An 18367-nucleotide genomic window follows, 5' to 3' on the forward strand; every position below is an offset into this window, starting at 1 on the left:
CTCTCTATAGAGAACGCGGTAAGTAGAGGAAAGTCATGAGTTTTTGGGTGAAGGTTATCATTGTGTGTGTACCTTTGAGTGCTAATGTCGTGCTAGCAAACCAATGTAGCAGTGAAAACTGGCAACTACTGCTGGATCGCCAGCTCTCATTTGAAGGACGTTACAACCAATACACCAAAGAATTCAACCAAGTTCTCTCAACCTACAAGTCACAAACGCTGTTATCCAAACATTTCACCAAAAAGCAGATCGTTGAGCTTTGGGCAAAGTACGAGCAAAGGTTTAATGTACAGCTCAATAGTCATATGAATACCGCTTACGATGTCTCTGAGGTTCTATTAAAACAGGCATACGTTGTGTCTACCGAGTTAGATGGAGCTGAGTCTCTCACACACTCTTGGCAAGCCGTCGCTAAACATTGTGCTAGAGCAAAACTACCGAGACAAACAGAAAGTGCACAAGTGCACGTACAAAGCTCACAATCACTCTCCCGAGATCTCCATACACTCAGTGAAAAATTCCGGCAGCTGTCGTCAATATACCGTAGAGAAGCTACGATGATTGATGAAGCACGCCACACAAACCAACCAATAAGCGATGTATCAAACTGAAGAAGCCATTAGATCACCTCACTGTTTGACTGGACTTTTCCGATTAATATGCTCTACCCACTTCATACTATTCTAAGAGCTCGCTAATCAAAGATTTATCAATAAGTTGTAAAACTAATGTGCTAACTATCAACAATAAAGTTCAATTTCCGACCAATGCAAGCGAGTATGTGAGATATTCATCACAAAATAGATTTACAAACGCCAGAAAATTGTTATCATGAATCTTCATATAACTTAATAACAAGAAACATTTTGGCTAGGTAATATGCAAAAGACTATGGCTTTCAACTGCTTGAGTAACACGGAATGGACTGCAGAGATAAGAGGTAAACTTTTATCTGTAGCTAAACACATGGAAGAGTTCGGTTCAGTAAGTGAGCTAGAGCTATGTAAGATATTTGGAGAAACAATTTGGAATGATGGTGTGGATTACCATTCACATGCTTTTTCATTCAGAATTAATGCACAAACTGGGGATTGTTCAATCTCTAACTTTAAGTATCACTAAGTTTTGCACCTACATATACGGAGTACCTTTCACGAGGTTCTCCGTTTTTTATTGCCGTGAGTTTGTCATCCTGTGAGAGATGTTTGGTAACTTTCTCGCTCTTCTTTAAAGATCAAACCATTTCGTTTTCAGCTCACTTTACCGCCGCGTTACTGCTCTTATTTTGGTTTAATCGGTATAAATTGGCAGTGGCGCATTACCTTTTACTTGTCTTATCGCAAGGTGAGTATGAATGTCTTTCACGTTAGAGAGCCTTTGAAGTTTTCTTGTAAATGCCTCGTAGGCCATCAAGTTCGGGCTAACGACTTCTAACAGATAATCATAAGCGCCAGACACCACATGACAGCTGATCACCTCCTCCATCTCGACAATCGCTCCCTCGAACTTATCGATCGACACTTCTTGGTGGTTGTTTAGGCTCACTTCGACAAACACACTCATCGCCACACCCACCTTCTCTCGCGATAAGCTCACGCGGTAACTGTCGATAATGCCTTTTTCTTCAAGCCTTTTGATACGTCTAGCACAAGGTGACGGGGATAAGCCTACTTCATCAGCTAACTCTGCCGTGGTCAATCTACCGTCCTTTTGCAGCAACTCGAGAAGATGTCTATCAATTCTGTCCATAGTGAAAGCCATTCATTAGTTAAATTCGTTAACAATTGAAAGAATGTTAGCAGAAATCCGCAATGATAGGTCAAGTTAGAACGAAACTTGCCAACTTAAGGCACGAGCTCTCCTCCATAATTAGTCATCATTCACTTTCATTGTTTATTATGAATCTTGGCTATCTATCAATTACCATCACTCTGCTCATTTGGGCGAGTTTTTTCCTTTCTCTTAAAGGCGGCGCAAATTCAGATTTAACACCTGCAGATATCGCTCTCACAAGATTTCTCATACCGGCTTTGGTTTTATTGCCTCTGATATGGAAAGCACGCAGCGTGATTGCTGAAGTCCCTAAACGGTATCTAACGGGTATGTTTGTCGGTAGCGGATTGCCTTATCTGCTTGTTGCAGGAACGGCCATGCAGTTTGTTCCGGTATCACATGGCAGTGCTCTTGTTCCGGGCACGCTCCCTCTTTTCGTAACAGGAATTGCCGTACTCTTTTTTAAGCAGCCGCTCAGCCGACACCGTGTTGTCGGTTTAGGTTTGGTCTTGCTCGGTATTGTGTTGTTTTTGGGAAGTAGCTTAAGCAGCTTCAACTTTGAGTACACCAAAGGCCATTTGTTGTTTTTATGCGGAAGCTTAATGTGGGCAACGTTTACCATATCTGCCCGTGTCGCTAATCTTAATGCGTTAGTCAGTGCCGGTTTTATTTCGCTCTGCTCTACTTTGCTGTTACTCGTCCTAATCCTGACCGGAACACTCCCAAGCCATCTAATGGATACACCTATCGCTAATTGGCCCTACACAGAGCTTGCCGTTCATTCAGCTGTGCAAGGCGTTGGGGCGGGTTTAATAGCGGCGTTCACTTACCTTTATGCGGTCAATACCTTAGGGGCTGAACGTTCTGCCGCCTTTGGCAGTGCAACCCCCGCAGTAGCAACCTTGTTAGCCATCCCGCTTTTTAACGAGATTCCCGATGCGATGACTTGGCTCGCCCTTGGTTCGATTTGCATTGGCAGTTTGGTTGCGAGCAACATTTTTATGAGAAACGACCAGTCCATGCAATACCAACCGCCAAGTCATAGTAAAGCGTAACGCTTTTTATATTCACCATTTTCGCTAGTTTTCAGGTATGCGGCATCCAGATAAGTCTGCAAAGGTAGGCTTATCTAAAATCTGCTTTTTCTAAGCTCGCTTCTCCATTAAACTGTCCGACCTTTTTGCTGATTCAAGAGAACACCATGCAACGCGACTACACCTTAAATTGTTTAATCACCATGCCTCGTCATGAACTAGAAGAATTTAGTTTAAGAATGATCCATCGCCTTGTTCCTGAAGACGCAATGACAGAATTGTTCACGTTTGAACAAGAAGAAGTCACCAGCGAAGAACGCATGCAATCAGCGAAATTTGACGCAATGCTTCGAATGACAGCTATCGCGCTTGGTGAAGTGAACCTAGCCTTCTCAGAGTCGGATAACTCGCAACAGAACATCGAGCGAATGACTCGCTTACTGCTTTGGCACTTCTACTCAATTTCTTTCAACCTTGAAGAAGCAATCGCAATCGAAGTGCACTGTGAGAAAGTAGAAAAGATTTTAAAGAATGCACCTAAAGATGCATTTGGTTGGGTTAAAGAATTAACTGAGCTACTTCACTTCTACGCAAAAGTGAACGAAGGTAACGAAGGCAGCAAAGACGCTTAACGTTGCTTCTACGTAAATACACACCAAGCTAAACCAAAGGCAGACAGAACTATACCGAAGGCAAGTAAAAGCTTTGCTGAAATGAGTTCTCTGCCTTTGTTGTTTCTAGCACACTGTGATGCAACATCAGTATAGACTGCGCGATCTTGGTTCCTATTCCCAATGAACCATTCGGTGCTTCCTGCTCCACCTCATTTTGAATCACCACCTTCACCCGCTTCGAATCCGGTTCTAAATCAACACTCAGTGAAACTACTGTTCCAGTTGGGCTATGCCTCAACGCATTGTCTAGTAAGTTCAAAATCAACCTTTCAAGCAAGTCATTGTCACCAGCTGCTTTTACTCCATCAGGTATATCAACCTTAAGTTCGACATCTTTATGGCGGTACTGACTCTGAATCGTTTCTAAGCACTCGCTAAGCAACCCATTCAAATCTATCGATGCGTATCGATAGGTAGGGACAGGATTGTCATGTTTGGCACTGTCGAGCAGTGAATGCAATTGTTCAGACAGTTTATTACCATTGCGATACGCGACATCAATCAGTGAATCCGATTGAGGGTTTTGGATCTTCCATGTTTCTAAGTAACCCAACACACTTGATAACGGTGTTTTCAAATCATGGCTCAGTTGCAATAAACTTTGTCTACGATGTGAAGACTGATACTCAAGCTGTAAGAATTGCTGCTGAATGTGTTTCGCCATCAACTGATAAGAGCGTGCGATCGGCACCAACTCCGGTACTTGATGTATGAAGTTGGGGTCGAGGCGGAAATCTTGCTCTGCTTGCTGTTGTAGCTTATTGGTAACCTCTTCAATAGGGTTCAACAGGCTACGTTTTACGAGCAGGTAAGCGCCAATCGCAAAGCCTAAGATAGAGATCAGCATAAGCCCGGCTAGCGCCATATAAGGCGTATCGACTTGTGAATTGGCAATGACGGTATGGCGGTTACTGCCAATCAACACATACAGATACCCCACCGTAGAACCCAACTCTTCAATCGCAGCAACAGAGAATACCTTACGAGATTCAGGGTTGATCGGGTCTTCACCCAGAATCGGATAAGGCTCGTCATTTAAGAATTGTTTAATGGGTGCTAAGTCTATCTGGTTTGCCAACACAGTGCCCTCTGGTGCGGCGTGTGTCGTGATATTGCCCTGACTGTCGAGAAAGTAGATGTCGAAATCGGGACCAATCAACATCAAGGTATGAAATATGGATTTGAGTGCTTTCGGGTTGTAGTCCGTGCCAATCATCAGAGGATTATCATCACGCATGTGCAGCGCGAGATCTTTATGTAAGCTCTGCTTAGTTCTTTGTTCTATAGTCTCTTTTTGCCAATGATAGGTATAGGCGATAACCACACTCACGAGCAGAAACCACAAACTGGTAAACAGCACTAAACGCGATTTGAAACTCATGTTCTCTCCTCGATGCCTCTTAAGCTTAAGATGCGACACATAACCCTAAACTTTCGATTCGAACTTATAGCCCACACCCCACACGGTTTTGATGAAGTCATCGTCGCTATTCGGCACGGCCAACTTAGTTCTCAAACGGTTAACGGTGCTACACACCGTGTGGTGATACCCAGAATGATCGGTATTCCAAACGTGATTGAGCAGCTCGTCTTTGCTATAGACGCGCCCCGGTCGGGTAGCTAAAAAGTGAAGTAACGTAAACTCGGTTGCGGTAAGTGGGACATCTTGATTATTTAATGAAACCTGATGACGCTCAGGTTGGATGGTAAGCCTGCCAAAACTCATTACGGATTCGGTTGACTGCGGATCTTTCACTATTGCTTCAGAGTGACTTAAGCGACGCAGTATATTCCTTACTCGAGCTTGAAACTCAAGAACGCTGAAAGGCTTGGTAATGTAGTCATCGACCCCGGCTTCTAAGCCTAAGACCTTATCTAGCTCAGTGTCTCTAGCTGTAAGCATCAACACAGGCGCCCAGTCTTCTTGCTGACGTAGCAATCGACAGAAATCAAGACCGTCGCCATCAGGTAAGCCTCGATCAAGCACGATCAAATCAAACTGGCTTCCCTGATATAACGCTTGAGCCTTTTCAATTGAATTGGTTCTTACAACATCATGCCCTTGGAACTTGAGGTGCATCTGCACCAGCTCGGCCAAATCATCGTCGTCTTCGACCAGCAATATGTTTGCCATCAAATTTACCGCAGCACTATTCATGATCCCTGCTCTATTCTGAGTCTGCCCACCTTTCAATTGACCGGAACAGAGCAGGAATTCTTTCATCGTGTATTCAACTAGTTACTCAGTGCGAGTGATGGTAATTCGCGCACCGGGGTTAAGGAAACGATGGTTGCCACTTAATGCGGAGGTCGCAAGACCATCATCTTGGCTGATGACACCAGGATGAAAACTCACTACATCGGTGTCGTCTCGTGTGGTATTAAAGCCCTCACCACCGCCTGCTGGTCCCGGAATGGTTGCAGCAAGCTCATCGTTGAGCTCAGTTCCTGAATCCCACACATTCATGTTCATAACGAACGTGTCGCCCACCGCCAAAGATTTCAGCGATAAACCAGATTCACCAACAAACGCATCATTGGTGTTCACCAACATAGAGGCAACTGAGATATATTCCTCTTGATTTGGGTCGATACGAATAGACACCGTGTCTTGCTCACCCGAAAGAATTAGCCCATTGCCTGAGATACCTTGATAGACATTAGCGTCGCTGTCGCTAAGCGCGATAAGTTCAGCATTGCTGCCGCCTTCAGCTAAGTATTCAAGGTCAACGGAAGCACTTTGCCCGATTTCAAACAGATCAAAACTGGTGTTGTGCGTCAGCACCGCAAGTGGCGACATAGGTTGGTTGGGCGTGAGGTTAGTAACACTCACATCATAGCGATAGTAATCATCGTCATCATCAGGACAACCGGCTAACACGGCAACAGAGGCAGCGATAAATAGAATTCTAGCTTTCATACATCCCCCTTACTTAACAACAATGGTGATAGTTGCAACAGGGTTTAACCAACGATGACTACTGCTATCGAGGTCACTTATACCGCCCGCCGCGTCACTATCACCAATGTTACCCGGATGAATATGAACCTTAGCGTTAGACACGGCAGTCTCCACACCAGTACCACCAGCACCAAAGGTAATAAAGGGAGGATTTGGCATACTGCCTGCCAACTCATCATTGGCTTCTGTACCTGCGTCATAACCATTGAGTGTGGCTTTGTAGGTGCCCGCTTGAGTTGGGATCTTCCAACTGTCTAATCCAACAAAGCCATCATTGGTCGGCAACAACATCGCGCCGAGTGACAAGTAAGCTAAATCACCCGTATCGATATCAAACGTAGTTGCGACGCCTGGATTGAGAATTCCGGCTGCTGGATTCTCAACCACCACGCCGCCCGCGTTAGCAATAACACTAGATAGACCTGAAATATCGCCACCTTCCGCCATGGATTCCAACTCAGCAGAAGCTGCCTCCCCCGTTCTAAACATGAACAAGCTTGAATCATGAGCCGCAGCCAAGATTGGCGTAAAGTAGATCCCTTTTGTGGCATTGGTGACAGTCACCTCAAGCTGGGCTGCCTGAGCTTGAACAGCCCCAAAAGCGAACATCGCTGAGCCAATCACTAAGCTGATTTGAGTACGTTTATTCATTTTGATTCCATCCTTTATCGAGTCCTTTCGTGACTGGCGAATCAATAACATCGAAAGACGTGTTATCTAGTCAGCCACGAACAGTGGTGTTGTTGACTCTAAGAATGGCGATCAAATCTATCAGCAACTTCATTGAATTCTCATAAAAGTCTCACAAGTTTATCCAAACTTATTACAGCCCAGATAAGTAGCCATAGAGCACTGATATTTAAGAGAAATTAGTCGCCTCACAAAGCAAAAGGGAAACATAAAAAAAGAATATGAAAGGAAGAAAACGCAAAAAGGCCGAATCGATATACCGATTCGGCCTCTGTTTTTGTGTATTGTTGCTCGTTCTAAAAGTCGTATAGACCTCTAAGCAAAGCTAACAGAACAACATCAATTTAGAACGCGTAGTTTGCGTCAATAAGCTCGCTTACTTCAACTTTCGTTACTTCAGCACGCGCTTCAAGCCATTGTGCAACTTGCAGTTGCTCTGCTTCTGTCACTGAACGGTAGCGCTCAATAGAGCATAAGAAACCTTCAAACAGCTCAAGACCACCGCCACCAAAGCACAGACCGATGCTGTCGATGAAATCGATGAACTCGTCAATGAACACATCGTATTGATCAAAATCAGTAATCGATGTCTTGCAGCTTACTTCAAAACCCAGAATCGCGAATTCACCTAGGTATAGCTTTTTGCGTAGGCGACGATTTTTGTTTTCGATTTTATCTAATTTCATAACTGTCTCTCTTTTCATTTGATTAAGCATTTATACACAGTTCTAACCCAATCCCCAAGTGTTTTGTCTTGCATGAGAAGTGTTATGGCAAAAATCGTGCTACAGAAACAAAAGCTTAATGAAAACTATAAAAATCTGTCACTTAACTGCTTCACGATTGGTCACACATTTACCCAACTTATTAACCAATTAATTAGGGCGTGTTGATCTTTTGAGCTGATTTTTGCAGCGAGTTGCTGGGTATTTATACAAGGCAGAGGCTTCGATGTGTAGCTAGCCTACATGAGAAGCCGATAACGCAGTAGAAATGACCAGCAAACGCTGCCCGAAGGGTTCGATCTGGGCGCCCCCGCAAAAAGCGTTTTACTCTTTGTTGAGGAGGATTTGCTTAGAATGACTAGGCTACTTCCCCCTCGCCGCGATTAAAACGCTTTTATCTCGAACAAAATTTAACCGCAAAAGGTCAACACGCCCTAGTAGGCGGGTAAGTCATAAATAACGAATAATAAAGTCAGCCAATAGGAAGCAGTCGCGATGAGCAAGGAAACATTTGATAGCACTCGTTTTAACAAGAGTAAAAACAAACCCTTCGAAGAAGTTCTAGATGCAAATCTTTCAAGAAGAAATGTATTAAAAGGCGGTTTAGGCATCAGTGCAATGACCGCTTTTGGCGCGTTTGGTTTAGCGGGTCACAGCACAGCTAACGCCGCAACAATGCAAGCAACAGGCGCGCAGAAAAGCACCGCGACTCTAGCGTTTGAATCGGTTAAAGGCTCATTGACTGACAGTGTTGTCGTACCGAAAGGTTACACAGCACAAGTGCTTGTTCCTTGGGGTACGCCACTTAACAAGCAAGGTAATGCTTGGTTAAAAGACGGTACAAACAACGCACAAGACCAAGCCAACGCACTGGGAATGCACCACGATGGCATGCACTTCTTCCCACTCGACGGCAACAGCAATGACGGTTTGTTGGTGATCAACCACGAATACATTGACCAAAAAGCCCTGCACGCTAATGGCCCTACATACAATGAAGGCGCTCGTCCTAACATTGATGAAGTACGTAAAGAGATCAACGCACACGGCGTGAGTGTGGTTCGCGTTAAGCTTGAAGGCAATCAATGGGTAATAGTCGATAACGATCCACTTAACCGTCGCTACACTGGCGCAACTGTGATGGACCTGTCTGGCCCTGTCGCTCACAGTGAGTTTACCAAAACCAAATTCTCACAAGACGGTAGCCAAGCTCGTGGAACATTGAATAACTGTGGCAACGGCTACACACCTTGGGGCACTTACCTAACTTGTGAAGAGAACTGGCCAGGTTACTTCGTCAATAAAGGTACAACGACACCAGCTCAAGAACGTATCGGTATCGCTACTGACAAAACTCGCTACGGTTGGGACACACTTTCTGGTGACAAACAAGAACGCTTGGATGAGTTCGCACGTTTTGATGTAACACCAACCGCTGATTCACCAATGGACGATTACCGTAATGAAGCACACGGTCACGGCTACATTGTTGAAATCGACCCATACACAGCAAACTCTCGCGCTAAAAAACGTTCTGCACTGGGTTGTTTCCGTCACGAAGGCTGTACATTTGGTAAGTTGACCGAAGGAGAACCGATCGTATTCTACTCTGGCCACGATTCTCGTTTCGAATACCTCTACAAATTTGTTTCTGAAGCAAAATGGGACCCGCGTGACGCTGAGCCAAGCAACCGCCTAAGCGCGGGCGACAAATACATGGACAAAGGCACGCTTTACGTCGCTAAGTTCAACGACGACGGTTCAGGTACATGGTTACCATTAACACTCAGCAGCAAAACCACAAACGGCGGCAAGCTAGGTGATTCATATGACTCTCAAGCCGCACTTATCGTTAATACCGCAGGCGCAGCCGACCTTGTAGGCGCAACGCCAATGGATCGCCCTGAATGGTGCTCTGTAGACCCAATGACAGGTACGGCTTATCTAACGCTAACGAACAACAATAAGCGCAAAGAAGCCAATTCAGCGAACCCTCGCGTAAACAACAAGTTTGGTCATGTTATCCGCTGGGATGAAGGTAAAACGGCTGGCGAATTCGATTGGGATATCTTTGTATTCGGCTCTCCTGCAGTGGAAGATAAATCTATCAACCGCTCAGGACTAACAGACATGAACCAATTCGCGAGCCCTGACGGCTTAGCGTGTGATGCTCGTGGCATTTTGTGGATTCAAACAGATAACGGTGCAGACGAAGTTACTGGGTACACCAACGACCAAATGCTGGCAGTAGTTCCATCTCAGTTAACGGACGACAAAGGCAACAGCGCGGTGATTGATGCAAACAACCAGGCACAGCTTAAACGCTTCTTTGTGGGTCCAAACGGTTGTGAAGTGACTGGCTTTACCATCAGCCCAGATTTCAAATCACTGTTTGTGAACATTCAACACCCTGCAAACTGGCCATCATCAGACGATGCAACTGTACAAACTCAAGGCAATGTTCGCCCAAGAGCATCAACGGTTGTGATTCGTCGTGAAGACGGTGGGGAAATCGCGGTTTAATCGGTAAAACTGGCTAAAATCAGAAGCATTTCTAACATCTAGCTAGGTAAAATCAAAAAGAGCGATAAGGTTAAATGCCCTATCGCTCTTTTTCTATTCTATCAATCTTCGGTTGAAACAAGAGTCCTAGCCCTTGAGCTCATCGTCATCCTCGAGAAGGAGGAACGACTGAGTCGGGGATCTCTCTACCCGTTCTCGTTAATCGCAATACCGTTAATCACAGTTAACTCACGAACAACCACACACCTACGCCCATCATCAAGGTGCCCGCAATGCGGTTCATTAACTTAACGTTATCGGCTTTGCCCAGCATATGTTTTAAGCTCTTTCCACCTGTCGCGTACAGAGTCATGCAAACAAATTCAGAAGCTAAGATAATAGAAACCAGAATCATCAACTGAGGTGCTAAATCTTTACTGCTGTTGATAAAAGGAGGCAGCAGAGAAATCATAAACGCCCAGCCTTTCGGGTTTGCAATCGCAGTAACAAAGCCTTGAACCACCAAGTCCCAATCATTGCTGACTTTGGTTGTTTGATTATCAGTACTGATCGCCAGTTTTCCTCTTGAACGCCACATCTGAACACCCAAGTAGAACAAGTACCCTGCACCCACAAACTTGAAGCCTGTAAACAACCATGGGTAGTTCAGCATGATAGATGCGATACCTAATACTGCGGCCACTGAAACTACCGCGACGCCAGCCAGTTCACCGACCATCATCCATAATGTACGCTTGTAACCGATGCTCATGCCCAGTGTTAACGCCAAGGTCATACACATGCCGGGCGTGATTGATACAAAGAAAAACGTGGGAATAAAAGCCCAAAGTAGCGCGCTATCCATATTATTACCTTATCGACTTATTTTTATTTGAGTGTTCAGCTTGTTGAGTTGTCTTTGTAAGGAGCGACCTTGTATTTAGCGACACAACGAAAAAGAGCCACAATACAGTGGCTCTTTTTCATTACCAACCGTAATTTTACTTACGACGGTTTTTAATTCGCTTCATCATAGTCAAACGACGTTCTGCGCTTGCTTGATCTTGAGGCTCTTCGTTCGCATTGTTTTTACGACCTTGGCGGTTTTTGTAAGCCGACTTAGTGTTCAGCTTTTCAATGTAAGCATCACGCTTCTTCGGCTCATAACCCGGTTGTTCAACACGGCGAATACGCTGTTGAATCAATTTTTCAACTTGAACAACAGTCAGCTCTTCTTCGCGATTAACGAAAGAGATTGCGTGACCTTGTTTACCAGCACGACCTGTACGGCCAATACGGTGAACGTAATCTTCCGCTAGGAAAGGCATGTCGTAGTTAATTACGTGTGGTAAGTCTTCGATATCAAGACCACGAGCCGCAACGTCTGTTGCTACCATTACACGCGCTCTGCCTTCTTTAAAATCGTCTAAAGCACGACGACGAGCGCTTTGCGCTTTATCACCGTGACAAAGTACCGCTTTAATACCGTCTAGCTTAAGCTCTTTAACGACATCGTTCGCTGTTTCTTTGTAGTTCACGAACACAAGCACTTGGCGCCAGTTTTTACGGCCAATAAGCTCAGAAAGCAGTTCAGTTTTACGTTCTTGATCCACTGGGTAAACCACGTGACCAACAGTTGCAGCCGTTGAGTTTTCACGCTCAACACTGATACGTTTTGGTTTACGTAGAATATCAACAGACAATTGGTTCAACTGAGTCGATGTTGTCGCAGAGAACATCATGATTTGTGGAGAGGTTTCTACATCCAACATGATCTTACGAACGGCATTGATGAAACCCATATCTAGGATACGGTCGGCTTCATCAAACACTAGGAATTCTAGGTTGGCAATAGACACGTTACCCGCTTCTAAGTGCTCTTCTAAGCGGCCTGGAGTCGCAACCAAAATATCCACACCCAGCTCTAATTGACGAACCTGTGAAGACATCTTGTTACCACCGTAAACGGCTGAAACGCTTAGTTCAGTGTATTTAACGTAGTCTTTGATGTTTTGAGCGATCTGCGCAGCAAGCTCACGAGTTGGAGCAAGAATAAGGCCGCGAGCCGTTCCTCGAGATGCTTTTTTACCGCTGTTCAGTAGGTGCTGAATAACAGGCAATGAGAATGCCGCTGTTTTACCCGTACCGGTTTGAGCAGTAGCAAAAATATCATGGCCTTTACGAGCCATTGGAATCGCTTTTTGTTGAATTGGAGTGAGTTTTTCATAACCACACTCAGTCAACGCTTTGACTAATTCAGGAGCAAAACCTTGAGAGGAAAATGACATTGTTACGGGTTCCTTAAGCAGACAGCCTACATTCTTATTTCAGCCGAGCACTATAAAGTAATTAGAGTGATTTATCTCACATTTATCGTGATATAACGCAAACTTTCTCATTTAATCTGGTGTTTACCCCGCCTTAAACGAAGTAAACACCGAGTTCATTGGTTCAAACAGCAAAAATGAGGCTATTTGATGCCACACAGCTTGAGTAGAATCTGCTCGAGATCGCCCCACGGCATGAGTTGTGAGTCGATCACTTCCAATCGAGATTCAAAACCATCAAGCGTAATTTCGTTCACAGATACAACTTGATTCGCCACATTAAATGCGTAGCAACCTTGGTCGGTGTTCACTACGGCTTTTACACGCTCAGCCGTTAGATCCGACAACATTGAGAATAGCGCATCGAAGTCGAACTTATGCTCTGCTCCAAACAACCAACCACAACTAAAGTAGCCCTGCCCTTTATTCTCTTTACGGATGAAAGCTTCACCGGGAGGAAGTTGGAATTGAGGTTCTTGGTCAGCGTGATCGTGATGGTGCGCTTCAAGATGAGATGAAGCACTGCCATACACTCTTTCAATGTCCAACACTTCCAATGGCACTTCACCATCATGAATTAGCTTATGGAAGACTTTGGCCGGCGTTTGATCCGTCACCCAATCATTAAACACATCGATGTCTTCAGAATGAACAAGGTCAACCTTAGTACCAAGAATCACATCGGCACTGTCTAGTTGATCATTGAAATTCTGATTCGACGTGTACTTTTCATTGGATAGATTTCGTGGGTCAACCAAACCAAGCGTCGCTTTGAGATCAACGTATGGCGTGTATTGCTCAGAAGTCAGCGTCGCAATCACTTGTTTAGGGTGACCAAGGCCTGTTGGCTCAATCAACAAGCGGTCTGGCTTTTGGCGAAGTAAAGCATTAATACCTACAGACATAGGTACACCCGCTGTACAACACATGCAACCGCCCGGCACTTCTTTAATCAAAGCACCTTGGTCCGTCATCAATGCGCCATCTATGCCGATCTCCCCGAACTCATTAACCAGAACAGCCCAGTTTTCATTCTCAGGTTTGTTTTTAAGCAGATTCAAAATGGCTGTCGTTTTACCAACACCCAAGAAACCCGTAATGATGTTTGTAGGAACTTTTTTAGTCATATCAGTTCTCCTTTTTAAGGGAGTATATACTCAATTACCAAAAAGTTGACCCCAATCGCTTGTTTATACTCAGATTGGCGAGCAGAAGAATGGGTTAACTAAATAGAGGGTTAAGCTGATTAACAGAGATACAGTGCTTAACGAAGTGTAAAGACTTTGAGCAGATAAATAGATAATTGAAGTGAAAAGCAGAATTTTGGATGCTCCAGATGGACTAAAGGCGTACTTGTCAGTACGCCTCACCCTCGTTACTCAATCGTGAGTTCGCGAATCAGGAAGCCTTAAATATCGACCTGAACATTTAACGAGGAACTAAAAACTTTGTTTCTGAATCCATCCAAATTGTGTGTAAAACCTCACTTCTCCTTGCGGTTCGTTATGTTGCTTTACGATTTAACTATGGTTCATTTTTGGCGTAATACAAGTTGCTACCTGAGAATCGATCAAAACTGTGACGGCGATTACACTATATTGTCCATACATTCCATTTATGTAATACACTTCTTTCATAAATGAAATTCAACTTTGCATCTTTGCTGCTATAGGATATGCAGAGGAGGCGTATAATTTACTAAGGCCCTCCCCGCATCAACTCAGGAACCAAACTTAAATGACCAATAGAGAGAGAATTAAGCAATCCCTTTTAGCAAAAATGCCAAGGGATGCTATCAACCAATTTCTCTCTAGAGACAAAACACCCGCTTCAGTACTTTTCCTTTCTTGCATTGTCGGTATCCTTGCTGGCGTGGTGGGCACCTATTTCGAGGTTGCGGTTCATTTCATCACAGAAACTCGTACCGATTGGCTGAAAGATGAAATCGGTAGCTATTTACCACTTTGGCTTGCGGCTTTCCTTATTAGTGCTGCATTCGCTTTCATTGGCTATTTCCTCGTTCACCGTTTCGCTCCAGAAGCTGCCGGCTCAGGTATCCCTGAAATAGAAGGCGCGATGGACGGGATGCGACCTGTTCGTTGGTGGCGAGTACTTCCTGTGAAATTCTTTGGTGGTATGGGCGCGTTAGGCTCTGGCATGGTGTTAGGTCGTGAAGGGCCTACCGTGCAAATGGGCGGAAGCATCGGACGTATGGTGACTGACATATTCCGAGTGAAAGATGACGATACTCGACATTCACTGCTCGCTTCTGGTGCGGCTGGCGGTTTGGCTGCTGCGTTCAATGCTCCATTGGCTGGGATTATGTTCGTTGTTGAAGAGATGCGACCACAATTTCGCTACTCACTCATTTCAATCAAAGCCGTCATCATCTCTGCAATCTCAGCCAACATTGTATTTCGTTCGATCAATGGCCAATCTGCCGTTATCACAATGCCTCAATACCAACCGCCTGAACTGAGTGCACTGTGGTTGTTCCTATTACTTGGCGTGTTGTTCGGCGTATTTGGCGTGATCTTCAATAAGCTAATAACACTTTCGCAAGATATGTTTGTGGCAATACATAAGAACGACCGCAAACGCTACTTGATAACCGGAACCCTGCTTGGTGGCTGTTTTGGCTTGTTGCTGCTTTATATCCCGGAATTGACTGGCGGTGGTATTGGTATCATCCCGAATATCACTAATGGCAGCTACAGCACCAACATATTGCTACTGATCTTTCTAGGGCGTGTTATCACCACTTTGCTTTGTTTTGGCTCTGGTGCTCCGGGCGGTATCTTTGCGCCGATGCTTGCACTCGGCACACTCTTTGGTTACGCATTTGGGCTTATCGCCGCGGCATTCTTTCCTGAACTGAATATCGAGCCGGGCATGTTTGCGATTGCAGGTATGGGCGCTTTATTTGCTGCAACCGTGCGTGCACCAATTACGGGTATATTACTGGTTATCGAGATGACCAATAACTACTACCTTATCCTACCGTTGATCATCACCTGTCTAGGTGCCGTAATCATTGCGCAGATGTTAGGGGGTCAGCCGATTTACAGCCAACTACTGAACCGCACGCTGAAAAACGAGAAGTTAAGACAACAAGACCTGCCTCAACAAGAGGAAGTGCGTTAATTACAAAAGACTCATGAAACAAAAGCACACATTCAACGTGCTTAATCTCCCGATTCCGTATCAAAATCAAAAAAGCAAACGTTAAACTTGGTATCATCCACTCAAAATTAGTTGAGTGCCCTCAAAATCTATTGATGAAATACTTACAGGCTCTAACTAAAGCAAATAATCCAATATTCTGTAATTAACTAAGTCGGAGCAAGTCGTTGAACTGGAGAAGATTAACCCAAGTAAAAAATGTGCCGCCATCTCAGGCGTCTTTAGCACTTGGCGTTATTGGGCTAGGACAAGCTTGGGCGCTATATATCCCGGGCATTGGTGAGATCATTCGTCCCTACCTCGCTTCATTCGGTGCGCTATTATTGCTGCCTGTTTTACTCCGTTATCTAACGAGCTTTAATACCTTCCTTAATGACATACGTCACCCATTAGTGGGTAGCTTAATGGCACCAATGAGCATGGCTTTGCTGATTCTGTGCGACTACTTAGCCGAGATATCGCCAGTCATCGCCTACCCAGTTTGGTTCTGTGCGCTATTGCTGCACTTTACCATGATGGTATTGTTCTTTGGTTTTCAGATCATCAACTTCAAAATGTCAAACATTGTACCGAGTTGGTTTCTGTATCCGGTAGGTTTGATCAGCAGTTCTTTAGCGGGCACACAGTTTGGCCATACGGTATTTTCAGAAACACTTGCGGCCACTTGTATCGGTATCTATTTCCTTATGCTGCCAGTGGTATTGTACCGCTTGGTGTTCGAAGGAAACCTGCCACGCAGAGCAAGACCAACACTGGCAATCATGGCCGCACCAGTAAACTTGTCTTTAGCCGCTTACTTGGTCAACTTTGATAATCCAGATCCTATTCTGACTGGCGCTTTGGCTGGCATTGCCATCACAATGACACTGCTGATCTACTTGTGTTACATCCGCCTAATGCGTCTGAAGTTCCAACCTTCAATTGCTGCCGTCACCTTCCCATCCGTGATCAGCGCTATTGCCATGCATCGTCTAACCACATTTTTCGGCGCGGAATACCCACAATGGTATTGGCTACACAAGTTTGGTTTCTTTGAGCTAACCATCGCGACCATTCTAGTGATTTGGGTTGCAGGTGGTTACGTGAAAATGTACTGGCCTGAGTTTTTTGATTCCGATTACATGTCTAAGAAGACGAAGCGTTCTTAATCAACTCAAGCCCTCTTTTCTAGAGACCTCTCGATTCAGCGCTCCTCCAAACAAAAAAGGCCTCACAATGTGAGGCCTTTTGAATAGGCAAGGTCGTTAATAGTTCAGGCGAGTGTTAATAGAACTATCGAGAACTATTAGAAGTTAGCGTGAGGGCCGAATACTTCGTAGTGCACGCGTGAACGATCAACGTTAAGTGCGTCTAGTTGTTCCACGATGTTCTTCATGAAACCAACCGGGCCACAGATGTAGAAGTCACTCTCTTCAAAGCCTTTAGTGTCTGAGATAGACGCTAGATCCATTTGGCCTTGATGCGTGTTTTCACATGCAGATTCGTCTTTGTTCATGTACCACGTTTTCGCTTCCCAACCTTTGTTGGCAACAATGTCTTTAACACGAGTCGTGAAAGAGTGTTGGCCTACGTTCTCACAAGCGTGAAGGTAAAGTACTGGCTCGTTTTTATCTTCCGTATTTAGGAACTCAAGCATAGACTGCATCGGCGTTACACCAACACCTGCAGAGATAAGTGTTACTGGCTTGCTGCGCTCTTGATACATGAAGTCACCCGCTGGTGCGTAAAGATTTACTTCATCACCAACAGCAACCATATCGTGTAGGTGGTTAGATACAACGCCTTGTGCCTCTTGACCTTGTCCCTCACGTTTGACAGAAATACGGTATTGCTTGCCGTTTGGCTTATCAGACAGTGAGTATTGACGAATCTCGCTGTATTGAGAGCCTTCAGGTTTCACTTCAATACCGATGTATTGACCTGGTGTGTAATCCAGAACTTCACCGCCGTCTTTTGGCTGTAAGATGAAGCTTGTTACTAGCGCTGACTCTTCGACTTTGTCTGCAATCACAAACGCACGCGCTGCTTCCCAACCACCAACAGCTTGCTTACGCTGTAGGTAAAGTTCAGCTTCACGATCGATGAATACTTGAGCTAAGAATAGGTAAGCGGCTGTCCATGCTTCTTCCACTTCTGGAGTAAACGCGTCAGCAGCTAATTCACGTAGTGTTTCAATCAGGTGCAAACCAACAATTTGGTAGTGCTCTGGTTGAATATTAAAGCTTGTGTGTTTCTGTGCAATGCGTTCAACTGCTGTGGTTAGCGCTGCTAGATTTTCAATGTTCTTTGCATAAGCCGCGATAGCTTCAAACAGTGCTACGCCTTGGCGACCTGTTCTTTGGTGAGTCATATTGAAGATATCTTTTAACTCAGGGTTATGTGTGAACATACGTTGATAAAAGTGCTGAGTTAAAGCTGGGCCTGCGCTCTCAAGTAGAGGGATAGTAGATTTGATGATTTCGATATGTGCATTGTTAAGCATGAATTTACTCCGAAC

Annotated in this window: 17 protein-coding genes; 7 read left to right on the forward strand and 10 right to left on the reverse strand. The window is 44.8% G+C overall.

From position 1 onward, the window contains the following. Positions 1 to 35: 35 nt before the first annotated feature. Both BCV39_RS15640 and BCV39_RS15645 read left to right on the forward strand, forming a co-directional pair. Positions 36 to 611: a hypothetical protein gene (locus tag BCV39_RS15640; protein WP_102431708.1), complete on the forward strand. Its 576-nt coding sequence runs from the start codon at positions 36 to 38 to the stop codon at positions 609 to 611. A gap of 268 nt (positions 612 to 879) precedes the next feature. Beyond that, positions 880 to 1122, forward strand: coding sequence for a hypothetical protein (locus BCV39_RS15645; RefSeq protein ID WP_017062621.1), 243 nt, complete (start codon positions 880 to 882; stop codon positions 1120 to 1122). A gap of 168 nt (positions 1123 to 1290) precedes the next feature. On the opposite strand, the gene BCV39_RS15650 is transcribed toward BCV39_RS15645, so the two are convergent. Beyond that, positions 1291 to 1749 (reverse strand): Lrp/AsnC family transcriptional regulator, encoded by a 459-nt coding sequence (locus BCV39_RS15650; protein ID WP_102431709.1) that lies wholly within the window; start codon positions 1747 to 1749, stop codon positions 1291 to 1293. A gap of 149 nt (positions 1750 to 1898) precedes the next feature. On the opposite strand from BCV39_RS15650, the gene BCV39_RS15655 reads away from it, so the two are divergent. Beyond that, positions 1899 to 2828: a DMT family transporter gene (locus tag BCV39_RS15655; RefSeq protein WP_048666318.1), complete on the forward strand. Its 930-nt coding sequence runs from the start codon at positions 1899 to 1901 to the stop codon at positions 2826 to 2828. Positions 2829 to 2974: 146 nt separating this feature from the next. Continuing rightward, a complete protein-coding gene (locus tag BCV39_RS15660; protein ID WP_102431710.1) occupies positions 2975 to 3439 on the forward strand; it encodes an exoribonuclease R in 465 nt (154 codons plus the stop codon). 49 nt (positions 3440 to 3488) lie between these two features. Here the strand turns inward: BCV39_RS15660 and BCV39_RS15665 are convergent, their stop codons facing one another. From BCV39_RS15665 to BCV39_RS15685, 5 genes are all read right to left on the reverse strand, one after another. After that, complete coding sequence (locus BCV39_RS15665; protein ID WP_102431711.1) at positions 3489 to 4862, reverse strand: HAMP domain-containing sensor histidine kinase; 1374 nt, start codon at positions 4860 to 4862, stop codon at positions 3489 to 3491. Positions 4863 to 4907: 45 nt separating this feature from the next. Beyond that, positions 4908 to 5639 (reverse strand): response regulator transcription factor, encoded by a 732-nt coding sequence (locus BCV39_RS15670; RefSeq protein ID WP_102431712.1) that lies wholly within the window; start codon positions 5637 to 5639, stop codon positions 4908 to 4910. 81 nt (positions 5640 to 5720) lie between these two features. Next, entirely contained in the window at positions 5721 to 6401 is a 681-nt protein-coding gene (locus BCV39_RS15675) for a spondin domain-containing protein (protein WP_102431713.1), read from the reverse strand. A 9-nt stretch (positions 6402 to 6410) separates the two neighbouring features. After that, on the reverse strand, positions 6411 to 7094 hold the full coding sequence (locus BCV39_RS15680; protein WP_102431714.1) for a spondin domain-containing protein: 684 nt from the start codon (positions 7092 to 7094) through the stop codon (positions 6411 to 6413). A 383-nt stretch (positions 7095 to 7477) separates the two neighbouring features. Continuing rightward, positions 7478 to 7819, reverse strand: coding sequence for a YggL family protein (locus tag BCV39_RS15685; RefSeq protein WP_057623238.1), 342 nt, complete (start codon positions 7817 to 7819; stop codon positions 7478 to 7480). A gap of 534 nt (positions 7820 to 8353) precedes the next feature. Between BCV39_RS15685 and BCV39_RS15695 the strand changes: the two genes are divergently transcribed. Beyond that, entirely contained in the window at positions 8354 to 10381 is a 2028-nt protein-coding gene (locus BCV39_RS15695) for a PhoX family phosphatase (RefSeq protein WP_102433491.1), read from the forward strand. Positions 10382 to 10604: 223 nt separating this feature from the next. Here BCV39_RS15695 and BCV39_RS15700 read toward each other — a convergent pair whose 3' ends face one another. From BCV39_RS15700 to BCV39_RS15710, 3 genes are all read right to left on the reverse strand, one after another. Continuing rightward, positions 10605 to 11225 carry a LysE family translocator gene (locus BCV39_RS15700; protein WP_048662612.1) on the reverse strand — a complete coding sequence of 207 codons (621 nt, stop codon included), beginning with the start codon at positions 11223 to 11225 and terminating at the stop codon, positions 10605 to 10607. Between the two features lie 136 nt (positions 11226 to 11361). Continuing rightward, positions 11362 to 12648 (reverse strand): DEAD/DEAH box helicase, encoded by a 1287-nt coding sequence (locus BCV39_RS15705; RefSeq protein WP_012600498.1) that lies wholly within the window; start codon positions 12646 to 12648, stop codon positions 11362 to 11364. Positions 12649 to 12830: 182 nt separating this feature from the next. Next, on the reverse strand, positions 12831 to 13814 hold the full coding sequence (locus tag BCV39_RS15710) for a GTP-binding protein (RefSeq protein ID WP_048660059.1): 984 nt from the start codon (positions 13812 to 13814) through the stop codon (positions 12831 to 12833). 610 nt (positions 13815 to 14424) lie between these two features. On the opposite strand from BCV39_RS15710, the gene clcA reads away from it, so the two are divergent. Continuing rightward, a complete protein-coding gene (gene clcA, locus BCV39_RS15715) occupies positions 14425 to 15831 on the forward strand; it encodes a H(+)/Cl(-) exchange transporter ClcA (protein WP_048660058.1) in 1407 nt (468 codons plus the stop codon). A 206-nt stretch (positions 15832 to 16037) separates the two neighbouring features. Further along, positions 16038 to 17018 (forward strand): TDT family transporter, encoded by a 981-nt coding sequence (locus BCV39_RS15720; RefSeq protein WP_170960777.1) that lies wholly within the window; start codon positions 16038 to 16040, stop codon positions 17016 to 17018. A gap of 137 nt (positions 17019 to 17155) precedes the next feature. Here the strand turns inward: BCV39_RS15720 and hmpA are convergent, their stop codons facing one another. Beyond that, the gene (gene hmpA, locus BCV39_RS15725; protein ID WP_102433489.1) at positions 17156 to 18352 is read right to left on the reverse strand and encodes an NO-inducible flavohemoprotein; all 1197 of its coding nucleotides are present in this window, start codon (positions 18350 to 18352) and stop codon (positions 17156 to 17158) included. Positions 18353 to 18367 lie beyond the last annotated feature (15 nt).

This window comes from Vibrio sp. 10N.286.55.E10 (assembly GCF_002872555.1).
GTDB classification, from domain to species: domain Bacteria; phylum Pseudomonadota; class Gammaproteobacteria; order Enterobacterales; family Vibrionaceae; genus Vibrio; species Vibrio crassostreae.